17 protein-coding genes and 2 other annotated features are annotated in these 22,005 nt (G+C 53.6%); of the genes, 4 read left to right on the top strand and 13 right to left on the bottom strand.

All coding sequences use genetic code 11. The features are described 5' to 3' along the window. Positions 1 to 319 precede the first annotated feature (319 nt). The 3 genes from NW747_RS02455 (at position 320) to NW747_RS02465 (ending at position 4,432) form a co-directional block, all read left to right on the top strand. Positions 320 to 1,669: a Na+/H+ antiporter NhaC family protein gene (locus NW747_RS02455; protein ID WP_273187867.1), complete on the top strand. Its 1,350-nt coding sequence runs from the start codon at positions 320 to 322 to the stop codon at positions 1,667 to 1,669. A gap of 1,028 nt (positions 1,670 to 2,697) precedes the next feature. Next, positions 2,698 to 3,273 carry a nitroreductase family protein gene (locus NW747_RS02460; protein WP_273187868.1) on the top strand — a complete coding sequence of 192 codons (576 nt, stop codon included), beginning with the start codon at positions 2,698 to 2,700 and terminating at the stop codon, positions 3,271 to 3,273. A gap of 448 nt (positions 3,274 to 3,721) precedes the next feature. After that, positions 3,722 to 4,432, top strand: coding sequence for an SIMPL domain-containing protein (locus NW747_RS02465; protein WP_273187869.1), 711 nt, complete (start codon positions 3,722 to 3,724; stop codon positions 4,430 to 4,432). A gap of 113 nt (positions 4,433 to 4,545) precedes the next feature. Here NW747_RS02465 and NW747_RS02470 read toward each other — a convergent pair whose 3' ends face one another. From NW747_RS02470 to NW747_RS02520, 11 genes are all read right to left on the bottom strand, one after another. Further along, positions 4,546 to 5,214 (bottom strand): RsiV family protein, encoded by a 669-nt coding sequence (locus NW747_RS02470; RefSeq protein ID WP_273187870.1) that lies wholly within the window; start codon positions 5,212 to 5,214, stop codon positions 4,546 to 4,548. Positions 5,215 to 5,253: 39 nt separating this feature from the next. Beyond that, entirely contained in the window at positions 5,254 to 5,928 is a 675-nt protein-coding gene (locus NW747_RS02475; protein ID WP_273187871.1) for a hypothetical protein, read from the bottom strand. A 618-nt stretch (positions 5,929 to 6,546) separates the two neighbouring features. Beyond that, complete coding sequence (locus NW747_RS02480; protein ID WP_273187872.1) at positions 6,547 to 7,704, bottom strand: ABC transporter substrate-binding protein; 1,158 nt, start codon at positions 7,702 to 7,704, stop codon at positions 6,547 to 6,549. Positions 7,705 to 7,768: 64 nt separating this feature from the next. Further along, positions 7,769 to 8,050: a binding site (T-box leader), on the bottom strand. A gap of 103 nt (positions 8,051 to 8,153) precedes the next feature. Continuing rightward, entirely contained in the window at positions 8,154 to 8,780 is a 627-nt protein-coding gene (locus NW747_RS02485) for a DUF2232 domain-containing protein (RefSeq protein WP_273097292.1), read from the bottom strand. Beyond that, complete coding sequence (locus tag NW747_RS02490) at positions 8,777 to 9,061, bottom strand: GIY-YIG nuclease family protein (RefSeq protein WP_273187873.1); 285 nt, start codon at positions 9,059 to 9,061, stop codon at positions 8,777 to 8,779. The genes NW747_RS02485 and NW747_RS02490 overlap by 4 nt, the downstream gene beginning before the upstream one ends. After that, positions 9,048 to 10,307 (bottom strand): GNAT family N-acetyltransferase, encoded by a 1,260-nt coding sequence (locus tag NW747_RS02495; RefSeq protein WP_273187874.1) that lies wholly within the window; start codon positions 10,305 to 10,307, stop codon positions 9,048 to 9,050. Before NW747_RS02495 ends, NW747_RS02490 begins: the two co-directional genes overlap by 14 nt. 339 nt (positions 10,308 to 10,646) lie before the next feature. Next, positions 10,647 to 11,537 carry a DUF2156 domain-containing protein gene (locus NW747_RS02500; RefSeq protein ID WP_273187875.1) on the bottom strand — a complete coding sequence of 297 codons (891 nt, stop codon included), beginning with the start codon at positions 11,535 to 11,537 and terminating at the stop codon, positions 10,647 to 10,649. A gap of 888 nt (positions 11,538 to 12,425) precedes the next feature. After that, positions 12,426 to 13,583, bottom strand: a complete 1,158-nt coding sequence (locus NW747_RS02505; protein WP_273097418.1) for an ABC transporter substrate-binding protein — start codon at positions 13,581 to 13,583, stop codon at positions 12,426 to 12,428. 211 nt (positions 13,584 to 13,794) lie between these two features. Then, positions 13,795 to 13,995 (bottom strand) — a binding site (T-box leader). Continuing rightward, the gene (locus tag NW747_RS02510; protein WP_273187876.1) at positions 13,994 to 14,332 is read right to left on the bottom strand and encodes a hypothetical protein; all 339 of its coding nucleotides are present in this window, start codon (positions 14,330 to 14,332) and stop codon (positions 13,994 to 13,996) included. (Overlaps the previous feature by 2 nt.) An 83-nt stretch (positions 14,333 to 14,415) precedes the next feature. Next, on the bottom strand, positions 14,416 to 15,090 hold the full coding sequence (locus tag NW747_RS02515) for a trimeric intracellular cation channel family protein (protein ID WP_273097416.1): 675 nt from the start codon (positions 15,088 to 15,090) through the stop codon (positions 14,416 to 14,418). A 984-nt stretch (positions 15,091 to 16,074) separates the two neighbouring features. After that, positions 16,075 to 16,704 (bottom strand): site-2 protease family protein, encoded by a 630-nt coding sequence (locus tag NW747_RS02520; protein WP_273187877.1) that lies wholly within the window; start codon positions 16,702 to 16,704, stop codon positions 16,075 to 16,077. 287 nt (positions 16,705 to 16,991) lie between these two features. Here NW747_RS02520 and gltS point away from each other — a divergent pair, with 287 nt between their 5' ends. Continuing rightward, positions 16,992 to 18,221 (top strand): sodium/glutamate symporter, encoded by a 1,230-nt coding sequence (gene gltS / locus NW747_RS02525; RefSeq protein ID WP_273187878.1) that lies wholly within the window; start codon positions 16,992 to 16,994, stop codon positions 18,219 to 18,221. A gap of 71 nt (positions 18,222 to 18,292) precedes the next feature. Here gltS and NW747_RS02530 read toward each other — a convergent pair whose 3' ends face one another. Continuing rightward, complete coding sequence (locus NW747_RS02530; protein WP_273187879.1) at positions 18,293 to 20,116, bottom strand: subtype A tannase; 1,824 nt, start codon at positions 20,114 to 20,116, stop codon at positions 18,293 to 18,295. Positions 20,117 to 20,818: 702 nt separating this feature from the next. Further along, entirely contained in the window at positions 20,819 to 21,802 is a 984-nt protein-coding gene (gene bioB / locus NW747_RS02535) for a biotin synthase BioB (protein ID WP_273187880.1), read from the bottom strand. Between the last annotated feature and the right edge of the window lie 203 nt (positions 21,803 to 22,005).

The raw sequence follows: 22,005 nt of genomic DNA on the forward strand, positions 1-22,005 counted from the left end.
CCTCCCCAGTGGAACGGTACTTCATACCTCCCGAGGGCGGAGCCCTCAAACCGTCCGGGAGGCGTCAGCCGATCCCGGACAGAACCCTTGGCGCCCAGGGCCAAAGGCCCGGCGGCGCCATCAACCCTCGCCCGCGAAAGCGGGCGTCAACCTTCGGGAATACAGCCTCCCGCCGATTCTGCACAAAAAACCATGGTTTCCCTGACGCCAAAGGCGGTATAAAAAATGGTGCCGGAAGCGCCGTACCTCGCCAGCGGCCATCGGTCAGCCGATAGCGGATGACCACCAGCACACTAGAACACTATCTTCGAGGTTACTTATGAAATACAAATCTCCCGGGCAGAGCAATCCCCTTGCCCTTCTCCCTTTTATCATCTTTATCGCCATCTATCTGGGCGCCGGTCTGTATTTCCAGGCCGCTGGCGTTTCCATGGCTTTCTACCAGTTTCCTTCGGTAACGGCCATGTTTATTGCCGTCCTTTCGGCCTTCTGTCTCAGCCGGGATCCAGTGATGTATAAATTCGGCATTTTCTCCAGAGGCGCCGGCAATGACAATATCATGACCATGCTCATGATTTACATTCTGGCCGGTGCTTTTTCCGCCGTGGCTGCTGCCATGGGCGGAAGGGATGCTACAGTGAATCTGGGTATGAGTCTCATTCCGCCCCAGTATCTGACGGTAGGCATTTTCCTTATTTCCGCTTTTATGGGCACCGCCACAGGTACCTCCATGGGCACGGTGGCAGCCATTATCCCTATTGCGGCAGGCATGGCGGAAAAGAGCGGCCTTCCGGCGCCCCTTCTTTTGGGGGCCTGCGTGAGCGGTGCCATGTTCGGTGACAATCTGTCCATGATTTCCGATACCACCATTGCCGCCACCCGCACCCAGGGCTGCAATTTGAAGGATAAATTCAAAATGAATTTCCTGATTGCCCTGCCGGCAGCCCTTCTGACTATAGCGGTCTTCCTCTTTGCCCCGGTGCCTGCTGTAGAAGCTGCCGGCCATGGCGATTTCACCTTTTGGAAGGTCCTTCCCTATGTGGCAGTGCTTCTTCTAGCCCTTCTGGGAGTGAACGTATTCCTGGTGCTGGTGAGCGGTATCTTCCTGGCCGGCATCATCGGCCTGTCCGACGGCAGTCTGTCCGTCATTTCCTTTGCCCGCCAGATCTGGACCGGTTTTACCAGCATGAATGAAGCCTTCTTCCTGGCTCTTTTCTGCGGCGGCATTTCGGAAATGATTTCATACTACGGCGGTATCGCCTGGCTCATTGAAAAGCTCCAGAAGAATATCCACTCTTCCCGCACCGCCCAGCTGGGCATTGCCCTGCTGGTGTCCCTGGTGGACGCAGCCACTGCCAATAACACGGTAGCCATCATTGTTTCCGGCGATGTGGCCAGAAAAATTTCCGCCCGCTTCCATGTGGACCCCAGGAAATCAGCGTCTCTTCTGGATATCTTTTCCTGCGTCTTCCAGGGTATCATCCCCTACGGCGCCCAGCTCCTTACCGCTGCCGCCCTGGCTTCCCAGAGCGGGATATCCATGAACGCCATGGATATCGTGCCCCACATGTGGTACTGCTTCTTCCTGGCTGCCTTCGGCATCCTGTCCATTTACATTCCCTTCGCGGACTACGCCATCCGGAAGAACCCCTGGAAATGGGAACAGTAACCGCAGGGCGATAAGGGGCCGCAAAGCGGCCCCGGGTTCAAAGGGTTCAGAAAAAAGGTTCTTAAGATTGACCGGCCTGTTGGGCCGGAAGGTTCTTAAGTTTGACGGCCTTTCAGGCCGAGGGTTGTGGTATCGCCCTCTCGGGCGATGAGTATTATAATGCCGCCTTTCGGCGGTCACGTCCACATCGAGTATCATAATCATTCTTACCCTTGTACATCCCTTCGCCACTTCGTGGCCCTCTTCCCCTAAAGGGGACGCAAGAACGTTACGGGATTGGCTTTATGAGTCATATAGCATGATAAGCATTCTGCTGAATTATCTGCCTTCGGCAGATACACCCCCTATCCGGCTGCACCGGACTGCCCCCGCAAGCGGGGCAGAATAAAACACCGCGAAGCATTCCTTTCATAAGTCGCTCACAGCATAGCGAAGCTTTATAGTGCCACCGCTTGCGGGGGTGGCAAAGGAACTGGATTCATAGGGGAGCCCCGCGACCCGCGAATCCAGTGACATGCTTCCCACCGGGCAAGGTGGTGGCGCCAGCCATCAAAGGGGGAATGCATTTCCTCGAGCGGAGCGAGGCTGGCCTGTTTTCCTACGCCCCCAGGGCGGTCGTAAAGTTTTTTATAAAAGGGCGCCTTCTATCAATTAAAAGGCGCCCACCTCGCCAGCGGGCACGGTCAGCCAACCAATAGGTAAGCCCTTTAATGGGCAGGCTACGGGCCTACTTTGGCTGACTTGGAGGTCCTATGCAGGACCTCCACAATACTATCTAACTCCCGAGGGCGAGAGCCCGGGGCCCGCCTGTAAGGCGAAGTCGATCACAGGCAGAACCCTGGCAGCCCAGGGCCGAAAGGCCCGGCGGCTGACTCAACCCTCACGCCCGTAAGGGCGTGTCAACCTTCGGGAATACAGCTTCCCGCCGCCATCGGACAGCGGTCAGCCGATAGCCGATAGCCGATGGCCGCCATAGGCTCCACCAGAACGCCAGAACTCTCGAACACCATTTCAAAGGAGGTTTTACCATGAATTTCAAGGAATTATCCATTCAATGCCGTACTTACCGTCGTTTCAGCCAGAAACCGGTGGCTCCTGCCATTCTGCAGGAGCTCATGGAGAACGTTCGCATTGTGTCCAGCGCCATGAACGGCCAGGTCCTGCGCTATGTACTGGTGAAGGATCCAGCCCTAGTGAAGAAGCTGCAGCCCACCATTCACTGGGCCGCAGCGCTCCCAAAGGAGCTGGGCACGCCGAAGGAAGGGGAACAGCCTACCGCCTTTATCCTGGTTTGTAAGGAAGGAAGAGGCAATCCCTGGGATGATATCGACGCCGGTATAGCGGTAAGAAATATGGCCCTGAACGCCTGCGCCTACGGTATCGGCTCCGCCATTTTAGGGGCTGTGGAATGGAACAGGGTAAAGGATATCCTTTCGGTGCCGGAAAACTGGAACCCTCGCCTCCTCATGGCCCTGGGCTATCCGTCCTGTGAAAGCCATATTGTGGATGTGCCGGAAAATGGAAGCATTAAATATTTCCTGGACGAAAACAAAAATTACTGTGTTCCCAAGAGGGCTCTCAAGGATATCTGCATTGTGAAATAGGATGGGGCCGCAGAGCGGCCCGGGTTCAGAAGGTTCAAAAGGTTCTGCCCGCTTTCAACGGGCGGGTTCAGAAGGTGGTGGTATCGCCCTGTCGGGCGATGAGTTTGTGATTCCACTTCGTGGGATGAAAACCACACAACCGGGCAACCGCCGATGGGCGGCATTTATATTGGCGCTGACAGGCGCCATACCTCGCCAGCAGCAGCGATACTACATAACTTCCTTTGAACCAGCCCGCTCTGTGGGCGGAACCGGAGGCCTCCAGGGGCGAAGCCCCGGCGAGGCCTTGAACCCGGGCGCCGAAGGCGCTTGAACCCTCTCGCTGTCGGGAGTACTGTATGTCAGACGTCTGATATCTGTCTTCTATCTTCTGCCAGTCCGATGTTGACAGGGCACCGTTTCCTGTTTATAATATGACTTGTAGTCAATTTTATAGGAGGAACTGTATATGAATAAAAAGTGGATTGCCTTTTTAACAGCCGGCGTCATCGCCTTTTCCTGCATGACAGCCCAGGCGGAGGAACCGGCCAGAAGAAGCATTACCGTCACTGGGACCAGTGAAGTCACCGCCAAAAGCGACATGGCCACAGTCAATGTTTCCGTAGAAACTTCCTCTCCCAACGTGAAGGCAGCGGTTCGTGAAAATGCCAATGCCATGACATCGGTCAAAAATGCAGTCATTGCTGCCGGCGCCGATGCATCAAAGATTGAGACCCAGAATTATAATGTCTATCCCCAGCAGACCTATGACAGCAAGGGCAATGCGAAGACGAAGGAATACCGCTGCACCAACACCATGAAAATCGTGGTAAGCCAGCTTTCCAAAACAGGAAGCGTCATGGACGCCGCTGTGGAAGCGGGAGCCAACCGCATTGATTCCGTAGATTTCTCCGTAAGCCATCCGGAGGTGTACAAGGATGAAGCCCTGCGGAAAGCCACGGAAGATGCGTACCGCAAGGCCAAAATCATCGCCGCTGCCCTGGGCAGAAATGTGGTCAATGTCATTTCCGCCAGCGATGATCATGTGAACGTAGTTCCCTACCGCATGATGAATGTGAAGCTGGCTGCTGCCAGAGCAGAAAACGACGCCGCCACCCCCATCGATCCCGGTGAATCGAAAATGCAGGGACAGGTAACTGTGGTATTTGAAATCGACTGACCCATCAAAAAAGCGCTCCCGAACGGGAACGCTTTTTTATTGGGAAAATCGGCTGTCCGCTGATAGACGACAGACGACAGAGGTCTCACTGTTCCCGCCAGCCCACCAGAACACTAGAGTTTCACCTCTCCCATATCAATGGCAATGAAGCCGCTGGCGTAGGGACCAATTTCATAGGGCTCAAACACAAGATACACATGGTTATCTTTTCCTATGTAGAATAAATCCGGCAGTTTTCTCACCTCATGGCGGGCAAAGAGGTGGATATTTCTTTCCCCACACTGGATATCAATCTGTCGGTTCACCTCTTCCACCGTCAGATTTCCCATGGTCTTCTGCAGATCCTTCAGGGTGACCCGGTGCCCCAGTCTGTCGAAATTCATGGCCACGGCGCGGCTCATGGGGTGGGCCGCCCGGTCGGGATAGGAGGATTCCACCAAAAGGAAGCTGGTAACAGGGCTGTCCTTTCTGTCCATAGCAGACTGCCAGGTCACCCAGCCCGAGGTTTTCCAGATTTCATTTCTTTTTTCAATGGTTCTGGTGAAACGGGCTGTTTCCACTTCCACTGCCGCATTGATGCGGGCCCGCTTCAGCAGGTTTTCATCTTTGGAAACGGGTATGTTCACATTCATGGTGCCCTCCTGCCAGCCCTTCGTGGAAAAGGCGGGGTTGGTGGGAAGCGGAGGCGCAAGGCCGGGCCCCAGGGTCCATTCAGCTTCTGCACTTCCTGCGGAAAGCGCCAGAAAAAAGGAGAGGGCCAGGGCGGCAGTTTTCCATTTCATAGAGATTCCTCCTTTTCATGAAATCAAGTTTTGAAAGTTCTATACCTTCCCGATGGGAACGGAAAAGACCCCTTCACGGAAGGGCGTCAGGTCATCCTGCTGGTAAAGGGCGTAGACCACCCGGTTCTTTCCTACGTAAAAATTGGTGGGAAGCTCCGTTACCTCATGGTTGGGAAGGAGGGTAATGCCCTTCTTCTTCGCCGTCAGTTCAATGCAGGCATTCACGTCGGCCACCGTCAGGCGGGGCAGCACCTGGGTCAGGTCGAAAAGATCGCCGGCGCCGTTGAAATTGAGCCCCTTGGCAAAAGTCTTCCCGTGCTCGTCACCGGCCGACAGCTTCTGCTCCACCAGCACGATGCTGGTTATGCCCTCATTATTGCTGATGAAATTGCCTATGAGCCCTTCATGCCAGATCATCCACCCTTCCGTGGGTTTTACCTGATTCTCCGCTGCCAGCTCCTCGGTGAACCGGTCCTTTTCCCGGGCAATGGCCGCATTCACCCGACCTGCAAAATCGGCATTGTTCAAATGGGTCACCAGGTAGGGGCTGCGGAGGGTAATGGATCCCTGATGGAAATCGTCGGTACGGAAGGCACCGGATTTTTCAGATACCTTTGACGCCAGCCCCGGCCACAGAGAGGCTTCTGCCACCTCACCGGACAGGGAAATCAGAAGTGCTGCCAGCATGGCGGCTCCCAGTTGTTTATATGTCATGGTTCATACCTTCCCTTCTCTTTTCTCTATTATACCTGAAAAAGAGCCGCTCGGCGGCTCTTTTTTTAATAGGTTGACGGGGCTGCGCCCCGAGGGTTGTGGCCGCCTGTCGGCGGCAGGTTGTGTAGAAAGGTTGAGGAAAAGGGTTGAGGGAAAGGGTTCTTAAGATGGACCGGCCTGACGGCCGGAGGGTTCGTAAGTTTGACGGCCCTTCGGGCCGAGGGTTGTGGATTGCCTCTGGCAATGCTTATAAAGTCAGCATTACGGGATTCACCTTTCTGTGTCATATGGCATGATATGCATGCTGGTGATTGGCTCACTGCGCTCGCCACCAAAGGGGGATTGCATTTCCGACGCCCGCAGGGCAGTTGTATGGTTTTTCCTCGGGCGAAAGCCCGGTTGTTAGGTTTTATCATAAGAGGGCGCCTTCTATAAATGTAAGGCGCCCACCATAACCCTCGCGCCGGAGGCGCGTCAAACCTAAGAACCCTCGGGGCGATAGCCCCGTCAAACTTTAGAACCCTCAAGCCCGTCAGGGCTTGTCCATAAGGCGTGTCAACCTTCGGGAATACTGGAAAGCACCGCCCCGGTCCCGATCTCGACCGCGCCACAGGCTCCTCACATGCCCACCATGCTGTACTTTCCATCCTTCATTTTCATGAGGATCAGGTCCACCACCGGATCTCTCTTGTCGTCGAAGCTGAAGGTGCCGCAGACGCCTTTGAAGTCCTTCATCCGGGCCAGAGCGTCCCGGATTTTCTTATGGTCTGTGGTACTTCCGGCCCGTTTCATGGCATCCACTGCCATGTACACACCGTCGTAGGCGCTGGCGGCGAACTGGTCCGGTGCATGGCCGTATTTCTTTGTGTAGGCGTCCACGAAGTTCTGTACTCTGGCATCCTTTCTTTCTGCCGACCACATGGAAGATACGTATACATTGTCAGCGGCGCTGCCGGCCATGCGGCCCAGTTCCGGGGAGACGAAACCGTTGTCTCCCAGTACCGGCTGGTTCATGCCCATTTCCCTCATTTTCTTCAGAATGCGGGAACCTTCCTGGTAGTAGCTGCATACCACGATGACGTCGGGGTTCTTTGTCTGGATATTAGTGAGCTGGGCGGAGAATTCGCTGTCCTTGCTGCCGAAGGTTTCCACGTCTACCACTTCTACTCCTTCTTCTTCCATGGTCTTCTTGAAATATTTCTGGGCGGTTACATGCTGTTCATTGTCATGAGCATACAGGATGGCCGCCTTCTGATAGCCCAGCAGTTGATGGGTTTTCTTCACGGTCTGGGGAATGTTCTTTGATTCCGGTACGGAGTTTCTGAAAATGCAGTCTCCCATGTCTGTAATATTTTCAGCGGTGACGGAAATTTCCAGGGACGGCACTTTGGCATTCTGGATAATGGGACCGGCTGCCTTGGCTTCATTGGAGGTCATGGGGCCGATGAGGATGGACGCCTTATCCTGGATCTGCTTCTTGGTGGCGTTCATGGCTTCTGCCGGCACGGCTTTGGTATCATCTACCATGAGGTCGATAGGGAAATCCCTTTTCCCGTTGATCTCTTCCACTGCCAGCCTTACGCCTTCCTCTTCCGATTTCCCGTAGGCTGCAGCGCCGCCGGTGAGGGCGGCAGTGAAGCCGATTTTCGCTGCATTTTTGGCGCCGGAGGATACATTGTTTCCTGCTTTCCCTCCGCAGCCTGCCAGTCCTGCCATCATCACCACTGCTATGGAGCAGATGCCTGCCATTTTCATTGCCTTCTTGAAATTCTTCATTTGATTTCCTCCTGTTCTTCTTTCCTGCTCCATCAAAAAAGCCCCTGATGGAACGAATCATTCCACCAGGGGCGGGGAAACCGCGGTACCACCCTGATTTATCTCTTCATAGAAAGTACGGATGATGATACAAAAAGCCCCTGTCCCGTTTCGGGACAGGGGCATAGCTGCGGTACCACCCTGCATTGTACTTTCTTTTCTGTCCGTAACGGGGACTGCCGCCTTCACTACTTTCTTCGCTCCAGTGCTCATGGGAGAGTTCGCCTTATGCTCCATACCGGCTTGCACCATCCGCCGGCTCTCTGCCATGGCCTTCATCAGACTTTTTCCCAATCATCGCTGTTTTTTTAGTTGAGATAGATATTACAGGATTTCCCTGATTCTGTCAATCCTTATTTCACTGTATTCTTTTTCTGTATAAAAAACGCCTTTTATGATTTCAGGGAATATCAGGAGTCCCGCCTGCCTGCTTTCAGCCGCTTCAAGATTTCCACGCCGATTTCCTGGTTCAAATAGGCATAGCAGTAGGCATTCAGAATAAACACCAGGCCCAGCATCACCATGCCGGAGGTGGTAAATGCCGCCTTTCCAGGATCCGGGTCCAGATGGAAGAGGAATGACAGGGGCTTCCAGATCCACTGAATCATGGAAACAAAGCGGTCAATGGCGCTGGTCAGGGCGTCTGCAATGCCCAGAATGTAAATGGACACGGCAATCTTATAGGACATTTCCACTACATAGGCCAGGGCTGTGAGATGGAGGGTTTTGGCAAAGGACAGTTTATGCCTGAATCCATATCCCATGGCCATGCCCAAGGCAGCGGCGTAGAAGGCAGTGGTAAAGCCAATTTCCGGTCCCCCGATAATATTGACCAAAAAGATTTCCGCCAGGCTGGTGCCCAGACCCCACTTCATGCCGTGAAAGCTGCAGATTACGGCAATGGGCACGGCCGACGTGAGCATGGTAATAAAAACAAAGAAGGGCGCCACCAGTTTCAGCAGTACCAGCAGCGCCGCAATGGCTGCCGCTGCCGCCGCTTCCGTCAGATATTTTGTCTTTTGTACTGAAGAATTCACTGTTTCTTATCCTTTCCAAAGGAAGCCGCCAGGGCCTCCTTTTCCTTCTTTGTTTTCTTCTTCATGTGCCACTCCAGGGACCGGGCTTCATGTTCCGTGAAAAAAGTGCGGTACCACACCAGGGTCACCGGCAGGCGGCTTCTGGTGTATCGGCTCCCTTTTCCGCTGTTGTGGGTTTCGATGCGCTTTTCCAGACTGTCCACCGTATACCCGGTATAGAGGGACCCGTCAGCGCAGCGCACCATGTAGGTAAAATATTTCCGCTCTTCAGAACCACTCATTGATCCAGTTCTTTTCTGCCGGCAGCAGGCTTGCGGCCAGAGAAAGCACCTGGTCCTTCTCTTCTTCATCTGCCGTAAGCCAGCTGATTTTTTCCAGTCTGTCCAGTTCTGGAAGGTCTGCGGCCCCCATGAAAAGCTCTGCCAGACTGCCTGCACCGATGCAGAAGGAGGGCTCCGGAATGTCTTCTCCCAGACGGACGCCGGAAATATCTTCAATGTGGCATTTCAAGCTGTAAAAAACATCTTCCTTCAGCGCACTGATTTTCCCATCTTCCGCCCGAAGCACATAAATCCCGTTATTTTCCGGCAGGAAGGAATCCACCAGCTGGAATGCCAGAGTGCCATGGATATGGTCATTGCAGGGCAGTCCGTCAAAAGCGGTGACCGGATCGGTGAGGCGGGCAAGCATGTAGGGGAAAGAGCGGTTCCGGATATAGGTATGTTCCGCCCCGTCTTCCCAGTACCGGAAAGACCGGTCGTCCAGTGGTTCATACCAGATGCATTCATCCACGGATCCCCGGTGGCCTGCCATAAAGGCATAGAGTCCCTGCCTTCCTTTTTCACTGGCAAAAGCCATTTCCGTCACAATCAGGCGCCGGTCTGCCAGGCTGTAGAACATATAGCCGGCAGGCCCTTTTTCATCATAAACCAGGGCGATGAATCCGTCTAAAAGCTGTCCATGGATATGGGATTTCCAGGACTTTTCATCCCGAAGGGTAAAGCCGTTTCTGCCTCTGGTATAGGCATCATACACCCGGGCCAGTTCCTGCCAGCCTTCCCCATCCGTCAGCACCCGGCAGGAAACCGGTTTCTTTCCCAGCGGCGCCAGATGCTCCGGCGATGATTTCCTCTCCCACTGGTGCACGAAAAAGCCAAACCCCATGGGCAGGTAATAGGAAGCAGCCGAAGGCATAAGGGTCACAAAGGGCTTCCCTTCCCGGGCAGCCAGATGGAAGGCGCTGCGAAGAAGGGATGACGCATACCCTCGCCCCCGGGCAGCGGGATGGGTAGCTACGCCGACAATGTAATCCGTATCAAACCGGCGGCCTCTCACAGACATGGTATAAGGCCGGCGATGAAGGTCACAGGCAGCCTGCCCGTTTTCCTCTCCCAGCAGCACCGTTTCCGGTGTATACAGGTCTTTGAAATACCACTGGAAGAAGGGATCCGTCGGTTTTTCAAAGCAGTAGGCCCAGAGGGCCTTCACGTCTTCTGTATCGGAAGCAGAAGCTTTTCTGATTTTCATGGGTACCTCCTTGGGGCCAGGAAACGGCCCTGCGCCCTTGGGGCGCAAAGTTTCTAAAATTTGACGGGGCTTCGCCCCGAAGATTCTTAAGGCGCTGAGCCTCTGAAGGCGGAAGGGTATGGTATGTCCCTTTAGACAATACCTTTTCTATGCTGAATGCCCCCTTCCCCGGTGCACATCCTGCATACGGATGCGCAAGTCAGCCAAAGCTGGCGCCTGGCCTGCCCATTAAAGCGCTTTCCTTTGATTTGGCTGACCCTGTTCGCGGTCCCCTTAACCCATAAACGGGGCAGGGAACAGGGGGGCGCGGTCCATGACAAAGGGCTCCCCGGAGCCTTCTTATTTCTTCAGCACCACATCAAATTTTTCTGTCAGATGATCCGGATTATACCCCATCTTTGCTTCCCGAAGGCCGGGAATGCCCAGATCTTCTTCTCTGTTTACAAACTCCGTGTCCGCAAATTCATGAATCAGGAAATCCCGGTTAATGGCCTGATAGAGACCGCGGATATTGGGATTGGCCTTTTCAAAAATAATATGGGCCATTTTATCATTCACCAGATCGCCGTTGGTGAAAGCCTCCACCTTGCCGTAAATGCGGATAATGGCGCCTTTCACGCCCAGGGCATCCCAGTTGTCAAAGCACACCTTCATGGCTTCTTCTTCCTCCTCAATGTCTCCGTGACGGAGGAACCATTCATGAATGCCCTCTTTGGCATCTTCCATATTATCCTTTGTAATGGATTCATACTGATAATCGGAATACTGGCGAAGGAAGGAATTCAGGTGATTCTTCTTCATGCGCAGTTTCTTGCCGGGAAGCGAAATCATATCGGCTGTGCGGTACACATATTCTTCATTGTCCCGGTCTTCAATGAAATCATATTTTCCGGGGCAGAGTCTTTCAATCTGCTCCATCACCCAGCGGGATGCAGACTTCAGACGGAACTCCATGCCCGCCTTGTCCAGTTCTTCATGAATCAGGTCCAGGCCGTGAACGAAATCTTCTTCCTTATGGGCAAAGGGCGGCAGGAAAAACATATCCTTTCCACTGCCGGCGCGGATGAAAAGAATATCATCCTGCACCGCCCACTTCGTCTGGTGGGCCTCCTGCCACAGGAAAAGGGTATTAAAAGTGCAGTCAATCTGCTCATAATGATGAATCTTGAAAAAGCCGTCAATCAGCGGCTTATCTTCTATGCGAAATGACTTGAATTCTATGATGTCCATCTCCTTATGAATGGAAAAAGCTTCTAAAATATATTTAAATTTTTGAATACTATACCATACCATTGTACCACAGCAAGGCAAGGGGAAAAAGAGGGGCGCGGCTGGCGCCGCAGGTTGTGTAGAAGGGTTGTGTAGAAGGGTTGAGGAAAAGGGTTCTTAAGATGGACCGGCCTGCGGCCGGAGGGTTCTTAAGTTTGACGGCCTTTCAGGCCGAGGGTTGTGGTATCGCCCTCTCGGGCGATGAGTATAAAGTCAGCGTTACGGGATTTACTTTCAGTGCCATATAACATGATAGGCATTCTGCTGATTGGCTCGCTGCGCTCGCCTCCCCCTATCCGGCTTCGCCGGACTTCTCCACGGGAAAGCGTGTCACACGATTCTCAGGTCGCTTCGCTTCCTTACGAATCGTGTTCCCTTGCCACCCCTGTTCAGGGGGCAGAATAGGTTTCTATGCTTTCCTGCAGAGACATGGCCCCATGGTTAAACATCCATAGTCCCACCACGAAGTGGTGGCAAGGGAACCTGATTCGCAAAGAGCCGTAGGCGACTGAGAATCAAGTGACACGCTTCCCAACGGGGCGGGAAGGTGGTGGCGCCAGCTACCAAAGGAGGAAAACTTTCTCGAGCGTAGCGAGGTCGGCCTGTTTTCCCTCGGGCGAAGCCCGGTTGTTAGGTTTTATCATAAGAGGGCGCCTTCTATAAATTTAGAGGCGCCACCACAACCCTCGCGCCGGAGGCGCGTCAAACCTAAGAACCCTCGGGGCGATAGCCCCGTCAAACTTTAGAACCCTCCTGCTTTGGAGCATACCCTTTCCTGCCCCCATATCTCCCATATAAAAAGCAGGCACCGAAATGCCTGCTTTTCTTTGAAGGAAAGATGTTTTTCTATTAAGCGAAAGGAACCCACTTGCCGTCTTTAACCTGGAGAACGTCCAGATCCATCTTGGGATCCCGGTTTTCATCAAACTGGAACTTGCCTGTAGCGCCTTCGAAGTCTTTAATCTGGGCCAGGGCATCACGGAATTTCTTTCTATCCGTAGTGCTGCCCGATTTTTCTGCTGCTTCATGCATAACGTAAATGGCATCGTAAGCCTGGGCAGAGAACTGATCCGGTTCATGACCATACTTGTCTTTGAAGGCCTGGCGGAAATGCTGGGCTTTTTCTGTCTTCCGTTCTGCATTCCACGGGGTAGCTACCAGGGTTCCTTCGGCAGCGGCACCGGCCTGTTCGATATATGCCGGGCTGTTGAAGCCGTTGTTGCCGATGATTGGCTGTTTCATACCCATTTCACGGGCTTTCTTAACGATGAGGGCGCCTTCCTGATAGAGGCCGGCAATGCAGATTACATCAGGGTTGGCAGCCTGAATCTTGGTGAGCTGGGCGGAGAAATCGGTATCCTTGTCTGCAAAGGTTTCGGTATCAATGATATCAATGCCCATCTTCTTGAACAGTTCTTCGTAAATGCCATGTTCCCCTACCATCTGGTCGTTATTGTTGGAGTACATGATAGCTACGTTCTTGAAGCCCAGTTTGTCATGGGCTTTCTTTACGGTAATGGGGATAGCCATTTTGCCGGGGATAGCATTTCTGAAGATATAATCACCCAGGTCTGTAATTCCAGGGGCCGTGGTGCCGGTACCGAAAGCAACGACTTTGGATTTCTGGGCAATGGGGCCTGCGGCAAACATGGAGCCGGAAAGGGTAGGTCCTTCGATAGCCAGTACTTTATCCTGCTCAATGCACTTCTTCATGGCATTAATGGCTTCTGCCTTGTTGCCTTTGGTATCATAGGTTTTCAGATCGATTTTCATCTTTGTGTTCGGATCTTTGTTGATTTCTTCTACAGCCAGTTCCGTGCCTTCTTTCATGGCCTGCCCATAGGCAGCGGCCGGTCCGGTATAGGCTCCCAGGAAACCAAATTTCACGGTCTGTTCTCCACCTGCACTGCCATTGGCCTTCTTGTCACCGCCACATCCTGCAAAAGCTCCGCAGATTGCTGCTGCTGCCATGATTGCTGCCATACCTTTTAACCATTTTTTCTGCATAATGAAAACCTCTTTCCTTTGACTGCCTTCCTACAAATGATTCTTGACCAGACTTCTGAGGGGATAAGATGAAACAAAAAAGCCCCCACCGGCAGCATATGCTGCCAGCAGGGGCGGATTTCCGCGGTACCACTCTGATTTGTCTCTTAACCGCCTGCAAAGATAGAATCTCCCTGTAAACAGAAAGCCCCTACCTCCAGCCTGCGCCGGAGATAGGGGCGAATTGTTTCGCGGTACCACCCTACATTATACTTGCGGTTCCATATTCGTAACGTGAATGGACGTTCCTGCTTACTATATTCGGCAGAAAAGCTCTCGAGTGACTAACAGTATGCCCTCGTCTACCGGTTTTCATCTCCCACCGGCTCTCTGCAAGATCAAAAGCAACCTTTTTCTCGTTCATCGCTTATCTATATTACTTTCAGAAGCTTGTAGAAAGCATAACGCCGGATCTGGATTTTGTCAAGAGGAATTTTTGAGTACGTAAGCCAGTTTTCATTTACCCATTCCGCGCCCGGTCCGCCGGGAATCGCATACATGAGCTTTGTTAGCTCCTCTTCCGGCAGAGAAATCTCCGTCTCTTCCTTCAGAAAAGGAAAGAGCGGCGACGTCAGAAGCACATGAGCAAAGGAAGAAGCAAGGCGCCACAGGAAGACAAAGGAAGGGCTGCCCTCTTCCTTTTCCTGGAACCCCAGATCATAAAGGGCCTGCCAGCGGTCTTCCTCAAATCGCTGCTTCCATGGTTTCATGGAATTGGTCAGTTCGCCGCCTTCTTCATCTGCTGCAAATCCTCATTCCGTAAAAATAAAGGACAAGCCTTCTTCCTTATCCTTCATTTTCCAGCCCCTTTTCCATCATCATTTCTTTTCCCCAGCCGCCGGTGGGGATGGTAAAGCTGCCAGCCGTAGTGGATGGCAGCCACCCGGAGAAGCAGCACCGCCCCGAAGGCAGTCCAGGACACGAGAGACAGCGGCAGGACACCGTGAAGAATGCACATGAGAAGCCCGCCAGCCACCGAGGCAATGGCATAGACGTCCATGTAAAGCACCACCGGCATGCGGCGGGCCATCATATCCCGGATCACCCCGCCTCCTACGGCGGTGATAAGCCCCAGCATGGTGGGAAGCACATATTCATAGGACGGCCAGGCATAGAAAGCAGTGAGCACACCGGTTACCGTAAAGGCGGAAAGACCGATGGTATCAGACAGATGGTAGAGAAAGGAAATAATCACCCTGCCCTTTTTAGGAATGCGGAAAAAGGGATAAAAGAGGCTCACCGCCAGGGCCGTGCCGATGGAAACCAGAAGACTCATGGGATGGGTCAGCGCCGACGGCGGAATGATGCCGCAAAGCACGTCCCGGATCATGCCGCCGCCTACGCCGGTCATCACTGCCAGCACCGTAATGCCGAATATGTCCATGCGCCGGTAAAGACCTACAATGGCGCCGGAAAAGGCAAAGGCAATGGTGCCCAATATTTCAAAAATCATCCAGGTAACAGACATGGAAATGCCTCACTTTGGAAAAAGGGGCCGCTTGGCGGCCCGGGTTCATAGATAAAGGTTAACGGCCCTCCGGGCCGAAGGTTGTGGCCGCCTGACGGCGGCAGGTTGTGTAGAAGGGTTGTGAAGAGAAAGGTTCAGAAGGTTCAGAGGGTTCAGAGGGTTCAGAGGAAAAGGTTCTCAGGATTGACCGGCCTTATGGCCGGAGGGTTCTTAAGTTTGACGGCCCTTCGGGCCGAGGGTGGTGGTATCGCCCTTTGGGCGATGAGTTTTATAAGCCGCCTGCGGCGGTCACGTCAGCATAGAGTATCTATTCTCTCCGCTTACCTCGTACACCCTTTCCCGCTACGCGGGACTTCCCCTCAAGGGGAAACGAGAGCGTTACGGGATTGGCTTTCTATGTCATATGGTATGATAAGCATTCTGCTGATTGGCTCGCTGCGCTCGCCTCCCCCTATCCGGCTTCGCCGGACTTCCCCCGCAGTTCGGTCGGTCAATCGAAAGGAAGGCCCTTTTATGGGCAGGCTAAGGGCCTACTTTGACCGACTTGCACATCCTATGCAGGATGTGCACAGGGGCAGAATAAAACACCTCGAAGCCTCACTTCGTAAGCGGCTCTACAGTAAGCACGGGTTATTGTGCCACCTCGAAGAGGGGCAAAGGTGGTGGCGTTAGCCACCAAAAGGGGAATCTCCTTCGCCCACCAGGGCGGTTGGCCTGTTTTCCGACGCCCGCCAGGGCAGTTGTGAAGGTTTTTCATAAGAGGGCGCCTTCTATAATTTAGAGGCGCCCTACCACAACCCTCGCGCCAAAGGCGCGTCAAACTTAAGCCCCTTAAGAACCTTCGGCCCAGCGGGCCGTCAACCCTCAAGCCCCATAGGGGCTTGTCCATAAGGCGTGTCAACCTTCGAGAATACAGTCCCCGCCGCCATCGGACAGCCGACAGCCGACAGCCGCCTCACTCCCACCAGCCCACAGGTACGCTGTCTAAAACACCAGGTACACCACATAGCTTGCAAGGGAGATGAAAAGGTTGGCCAGGGGATTGATGATGCGGTTGATGAGGCCGCTGAAAACCACCACCATCAGAAGGACGAAGCCGTACTGGGCGTTGAAATTTTCGTATTTGAAGGACAGTTCTCCCGGCAGGAACATGGAGAGGATTTTGGAGCCGTCCAGCGGCGGCACGGGAATGAGATTGAAAAAGGCAAACCACACATTGTACATCATCATCCAGTTCAGAAAGAGGGCGCTTTCCCGGCTGAGCATGCCCAGCTTGAGCAGAATGGCAGAAAGCAGGATGGAAAGAAAGCCCAGGAACAGATTCATGCCGGGGCCGGCAAAGGACACTTTCAATACGCCGCTCCGGTAATCCTTGTAATACCTTGGATTAATCATCACCGGTTTGGCCCAGCCGAAGCCGCAGAGCACCAAAAGGATGGTGCCCAGCACATCCAGATGGGCCAGGGGGTTGATGGTGAGCCGTCCGTCCAGGGAAGGTGTGGGATCTCCCAGGGCGTCAGAAACAGCGGCATGGGCATACTCGTGGAAGGACAGGGCGATGAGAAGGGCCGGCACTCGGTAAATCAGGGTGCCTATATCAAGAAAATCAAACATGGCAGACTCCTTTCCTGTTCATGATTTGATTCTATTATACATGGTTTGCCCGGGCCGTCATAGCCTGTGAAATTTCTTCCTGTCCCGTAGAGAGGGTGGTTTAAAAAGGGGCTCCGGGCTGGAATTCATGAGGCCCTCTGTTTGAAATCGAAAAGCACCTATGAAAGGGCCTGCCATTTCCATGCATAACAAAAACTGTCCCTTCCATACGGATTCCCCATATTTCTTGACCCCGGGGTCCTGTTCCTTTATACTTTAATCTGTAATTAAAAAATGGGAGATTGACTATGGAAATCAATTTAAACATGTACCAGACCCTGGCAGCTGCGGTGGCTGTCTTTTTTCTGGGCGGCTTTCTGAAGACGAAAATCAAGCTGCTTCGGAAATACTGCATTCCGGCGCCGGTCATCGGCGGCACCATCTTTTCGATTCTGAACTGTATTTTATACACCAGAGGCATCTGGACCTATACCCAGGACACGGTGATGCAGAACTGGTGTATGATGCTTTTCTTCACCAGTATCGGCTACATGGCCAGCGTGCACCTTATCCGAAAGGGGGGCCTTCTGGTCATTAAAATGGCCCTGCTGGTAGGCATCCTCATTGTCATGCAGAACCTCATCGGCATTTCCCTTTCCCGCTTTTTCGGTGAAAATCCCCTCATGGGGCTGGCCGACGGCTCCATTCCCCTGGTCGGCGGCCACGGCACCTCCGGTTCCTTCGGCCCGGTGCTGGAAAGCATGGGACTTTCCGATGCCACCACCATTGCCTTTGCTGCCGCCACCTTCGGCCTGGTGGCCGGTTCCTTTATCGGCGGCCCGATCGGTGAACTCCTGATCCGCCGTTTCCGTCTCACCTCTTCGGAAGGAAAGGTCATTGATGCTTCCCTGCCCGGCGGCAAAATGGGTCCCCATCCGGAAACAGAGAATGATGAAGACGCTGCTGCCAATTACCTCAACATGGACAATTTCATGTACGCCTTCGGCCAGCTCCTTCTGGCCATGGGCATCGGTACCTATGTGAGCCAGTTTTTCATCGATATCGGCCTGGTGTTCCCGGGCTACATCGGCGCCATGATTGTGGCAGCGGTGATCCGGAACATAGCAGAAGGCACCGGTCTCTACGGCATTTACCAGAAGGAAAGCGAAGTCCTTGGCGGCATGTGCCTCAATATTTTTATTTCCTGCGCCCTCATGAGCTTGAAGCTCTGGCAGCTGGCGGACCTGGCAGTGCCGCTCATCATCACCCTTCTTATCCAGACAGTGGTGATGGCCCTCTTCGCTTACTTCGTCATTTTCCGGGTTATGGGTGGAAATTATGAAGCCGCCGTCATGGCTTCCGGTACCTGCGGCTTCGGCATGGGCGCCACGCCTAATGCTATCGCCAACATGAATGCCATGTGCGAACGGTTCGGTCCTGCCCACACCGCGTACTTCGTCATTCCCTTAATCGGCGCTTTCGTCGTAGATTTCCTGAACGCTTCCATTCTCATGATTTTCATGAATCTTCTGAAATAGGGATTTCCCTGAAGAATTATAGAAAAACGACTGCCTCCGGGCTTATCCCGGGCAGTCGTTTTTCTATGGTTTTATTTTTTCTGGTCTTCCGCTTCGGTGGATTTCTTCACCCAGGCAATGAAATTGTCAATGCTGGATCCGGTGCGTTCCGCCAGGGTATGTTTCTTGTTCCATACGGTGGCAAAGTCCACATCATCCACATCACTGCGTCCTTTCAGCGCCAGGGCCAGATTCATTTCCGTATTCAGGGATGTATCTCCCTGGGAAATGCCGGTGTGGATGCGCCAGTGCCGGGCCAGAGTAGACGGTTTTTTCTCCCCTTCCGGCACCAGCACAAAGGTCATGGGATCATACATGAGCTGCCGCGCCAGGGACGGGGTATGGAGGGCATCTTCATTGTTCATGTCTCCTTCATAGGCCCTGCGGATACTGTCATCGTAATCACTATAGTTTTTGTAGGTATCCTTTCTCTTTTCCATGAGGAAGGTCATCTGCCCGTCGAAATGGAGGGCATTGTCCTTTCCGTTGCCAAAGAGCCGGTTTTCCGCCTGTGCCTTCTGCAGGTCATCGAAGGCTCCCACCGCTTTGGAAGCCTGTTTCATATGGACCACAAAGGCTTCGATGGAGGAAATGGAGGCGGTATTTGTCTTTTCATCATAGGAAATCCAGGGATCCTCTCCATTCAGGGCATCAATGTACTCTTTAGCACTGTTATAGGTATGGAGTTCCTCTTTCGGCATTTGCAGAGGGAGCCCGTTCGGACTCATGGGCAGCGGTGTCACATCCCGGCTGCTCTGTCCCGGGAAGGCGCCGTCCACCATGAAATCATTCTGTCCGGTGGTCAGGGGGAAGGTGGTATCAGACAGGAAATGGTTCAGCGATGTTTCGATGGTTTTCTTCATGTAATCATAATAGGAGCCGGCCATATAAATTCCCTTTGACGAAGGGGAAAGGATGAGCTTTTGTCCCTTTTCATCAGTGAGGCCCATGGCGTTCAGGGAATCCGCATAGGCCCGGGCCATATCGCGGGACAGGGACCGGGTCCAGGTGCCGTAGGCCCGGGTGCCTTCCGTGCTGAACTGGCCCATCATCCATTCATAGGAAAGGTCTGCCTGGGTCAAGTTGGTAATGGGGCACCAGGCCATGGCACCGTCAATGGCATCGCTTAACTCTCTTCCCTGATCATCTTTCATCAGGGCGCCGATAGAATCCAGGTAGGGCCGGTAGAGCACGCTGTCACCGGTAGCCCCCATGAGGGCGCTCTGGGCGCCGCCGCCGCTGTGGCCGAAGGTAAAGATGCGATCCTTATTGCCGGGCAGGAAGGAATCATTGTAGCGCAGGTACCTCACCGCTGCCTTCAGGTCTGTCACGCCCCAGGGAGCGCCGCCGTCAAAGGTAGTGCCGTCGGGATTGGTGCCGTTATCCCTGCCCCGGCAGCCGGCAAATACATACACAAATCCCTGGGACAGGTACGTATTGAGCCCCTTCGGCGCATAGGAAGACGGCGCCTTCTGGGCGGCATATCCGCCAGTATTCACCGGCATGATTACCGGCGCCGTGCGGGCAGTATACTCTCCCACCTTCCCTTTGTCGCTGATCTGGCAGGTATAGGTGCCATCGGCGTTCGGCGTGCCTTTCATATAGGCCCCCGGCACATAGACCGACAGGGATTCATACTCCGAAGCCGCCGGATTTTTACAGTACACCAGACCGATCTGGTAGTAAATATCATTATCCTTATCATAGTTCCACCGGCTGCTGTCCACATGAAGGGCGCTTTCTGCAGAAACAGCCGCCTTTTCCGTCCCCTGCAACGGTGCAGCAAAAGCAGTACCGCAGAACGCAGATGACACAGTCAGCAGAATGGCGCACATTGCCGCCTGTTTTTGAATCATAACTCCTCCTTCTCCCGGGCCTTCCCTTTTCACGGGAATTCTTCTCCGGGTAAAAAAGAAACCACAGACCCCTTTTCAGTCTGCGGCATTCAATTATCAAATATATACCTTACATAAGTTTTATAGTCTCATTGTAGAGGATTGACCCGAAAAATGCAAGGGCTTCCCTGCTTCTGCCTCCATTATCAAAGGAGGAAATCTTTAAATTCCATACGATCAACGACACAGATACCGCTCCGCACCCTGTCATTTCGACGAAAGAGGAGCAGAGAAATCTCACTTTGCAATGGTGCAGAAAGCATGGCGGCCGAAGATCTCTCGGCTCCGCGTTTCATGGGTGCCCCAGGTCTTGACCGCCCATACCGGCGCATCCCTCCGCTCGAGATGACGATAGCAGCGGGCAGCATACATCCATTTCAAAAGGAGACAAATGGCAAGAACGTTTCCCCTCACCCGTCATTTGGGCGAAAGCGGAGCGGAGCAGTGAAATCTCGCTCCCCCATAGTGCAGAGAGCCTTGGCGTCAGGAAATCTCTCGGCTCCGCGTTTCATGAGTGCCCCAAGCCTTGACCACCCATACCGGCGCGTCCCTCCGCTCGAGATGACCATGAGGGTGGGCAGCTTGCCGTCAGAAAAATGTCATAGAAAAAAGGGCTGTGAAGAAATGATTCCCATTTTTTCACAGCCCCTTTACTGCCGGATATCAAAGGGTTCTTCCCATATCCACAGCCATCTGCTTATCCTTTTCCGGCGGTCTGCCGGCAATGGTGAGGTAGCCGCCGATCATGGCGCCGTTCAGGCCTGCGGCCAGGGCAAAGGCCTGCAGGTCCCGGAGGGCCGTTTCCCTTCCAGCGCACACCCGCATGATTACATGGGGCAGAATGAACCGGTACAGGGCAAACATGCGGAGCACATCCACCGGCTTGGGCGGTTTATTTTTGCCGAAAGGCGTACCGGGAATGGGGCTGAAAATGTTGAGAGGCACGCTGGTGACATGGTGGCTTCGCAGGGCAAAGGCCATGTCCAGGCGGTCATCTTCTGTTTCCCCCAGGCCCATAATGCCGCCGGAGCAGACTTCCAGTCCTGCCTTCTGGATGCGGCGGATATGGTCTTCCTTTTCCTCATAGGTATGGGTGGTGCAGATATTGGGGAAATACCGTTTCGCCGTTTCCAGGTTGCAGTGAATCCGCTGGCATCCGGCTTCCTTCAGCTGCCGGAGCTGATCATCGGTCAAAAGGCCCAGGGAGCAGCACACGGACAGTTTCGTCTGCTGGGAAATGAGCTTGACTGCCTTCACAATGGAAGCAAACTGCACAGGGTCACTCTGGCCCCGTCCGCTGGTGACGATGCCGAACCTTTCCGCGCCGTAGGCTTCTGCCTGCTTCGCTTCGTGAAGCAGGTCTTCCGGGCTCCGTAAAGGATATTCCTTCACGCCGGTGTGGTACCAGCCGGACTGGGCGCAGAATCTGCAGTTTTCCGTGCACCGTCCGCTTCTGGCATTCACGTCGCTGCAGAAACGCATTTTGTCTCCGCAGAAGGTTTTTCGAATCTTGTCGGCTGCCGCCATCAGGAAGAGGGGCTCCTTCTTTCCCGCTTCATTGAGCTTCCCTGCTTCCTCCCTGGTAATATCGGTGCCTCCAAGGATTTTGTTCATACAGTCTTCAATAAATTTTACGTTTTCATCCATATGGCTATGTTTCACTTCTTTCAGGTTATCAGGAGACCGCTGCGGCGGGTTGTATAGAAGGGTTGTGGAAAAAGGTTCTTAAGATGGACCGGCCTTGGGGCCGGAGGGTTCTTAAGTTTGACAGCCCTTGCAGGGCTGAGGGTTGTGGTGGCGCCCTTCGGTGCACAGCGAACACATTTTGCACTAGCGAACTGGATTTGTAA

This window comes from Dialister succinatiphilus, from assembly GCF_928721695.1.
In the GTDB taxonomy this organism is placed as follows: domain Bacteria; phylum Bacillota; class Negativicutes; order Veillonellales; family Dialisteraceae; genus Dialister; species Dialister succinatiphilus.